The sequence below is a fragment of the Micromonospora sp. D93 genome (genome assembly GCF_018070365.1).
In the GTDB taxonomy this organism is placed as follows: Bacteria; Actinomycetota; Actinomycetes; order Mycobacteriales; family Micromonosporaceae; genus Micromonospora; species Micromonospora ureilytica.
In genome coordinates, this window is sequence record NZ_JAGPXW010000059.1 from 1 (window position 1) to 1,455 (window position 1,455).

General features: G+C 68.7%; 1 protein-coding gene. It reads right to left on the reverse strand.

Going from position 1 to position 1,455, the window contains the following annotated elements:
- Positions 1 to 26: 26 nt before the first annotated feature.
- Complete coding sequence (locus KBX71_RS33390; RefSeq protein WP_210821668.1) at positions 27 to 1,304, reverse strand: IS701 family transposase; 1,278 nt, start codon at positions 1,302 to 1,304, stop codon at positions 27 to 29.
- Positions 1,305 to 1,455: the final 151 nt, after the last annotated feature.

Below are 1,455 nucleotides of genomic sequence, written 5' to 3' on the forward strand. Positions count from 1 at the left end.
CCTAGTACGGCAGCCGCCGTTCGTGATCATGGTTGGAGTTCGAGGTTGAGGCGTCGGGTGTAGTGGGATCGTCGGGCGCGGGCTTGATGGCGCCGTCGCCACTCTGACCAGCGCAGATGGTGGGCGAGATCGCGGATCGGTGTGAGGACGAGGCTGTTGATCAGCCGGCGGACCTCGTTGATGGTCAGGTTGATCAGTGTGGTGTCGGCCGGGTTGTCCTCGGCGGCATTGGCGACGCAGATCGCCAGGACGGCGAGGGCTGCCAGGGCGAGGGTGGTGAAGCGGTGCCAGGATTCCCAGCGGCGGACCTGGTGTTGGTCGAGGCCGACCTGGCCCTTGGCGGCCTGGAAGCTCTCCTCGACCGTCCAACGGATGCCCGCGACCCGCACGAGTTGGGCCAGGGTGCCCGGGCGTGGGGTCCAGCAACGGTAGAAGGCCAGCTCACCGGTGGTGTTGTTGCGGCGGATCAGGAGGCTGTGGTGGCCGCCGTCGTCGGGGTCGGCGTCGGTGGTGACCTGATCGAGCCAGGCCCAGTCGTAGAAACGTGGCCCTTTCGACCCAGCTCCGGCGCTGCGGCGCTGCCACGCCGAGGCCGGTAGCTCGGCGGCGACCCGGTCAGCCCGAACCCGGGTTTTGCCGCCGTCGAGTGGGACCAGGTGGCTGCGGGACACGGCCAGGACATAACCCAGGCGGTGGTGGCGCAGGTGGGCGCGGAAGACGCTGCTGTTGCCGTAGGCCTCGTCCGCGGCCGCCCACCTGGCCGGGACACCGGCGTCGAGAGCTGCGGTGATCATGTCGGCGGCCAAGTCGGGCTTGGTAGCAAAGACGACCGTTTCGGGGACCCCGGCGGCCTGGCAACGGGCCTGGTCATCGGTCCAGGACACCGGTAGGTAGACCCTGCGGTCGATCAGCGTGTGCCCGTGCCGGCTGGCGTATCCGCAGAACACCCCGACCTGCGCGTTCTCGATCCTGCCGGCGGTGCCGGTGTACTGGCGTTGCACCCCGACCGAATGCACGCCCTTCTTCAGGTCCCCGGTCTCGTCGACGACCAGGACCGCGTCCGGGTCACCGAACCGCTCGACAATCACCCTTCGCAGGTCGTCGCGGACGGCATCGGCGTCCCACACCGCCCGATACAACAACCTCTGCATCGCATCCGGGCGAGCATGCCCGGCCTGCTCCGCCAACTGCCAACACGTCTTGACCTCGACGTCTGAGAGCAGACCGGCCACGAACGCCACCGCCGTCCGACGCGGCTCGACCCGCCCGAACCGTCCCGCGAACGCGCCGCATACCCCGGTCAGGACCTGCCGCCATTGGGCAGGGTTTACGCTGGGGCACGCGGCCACCGCCAGATCCGAAAGTTTGTCCACAACAGACAGACGATCACGCGGTGGCCGCACCTCGTCCACCCGGCCCCACCAGCAACATCTCAAACGGCGGCTGCCGTACTAG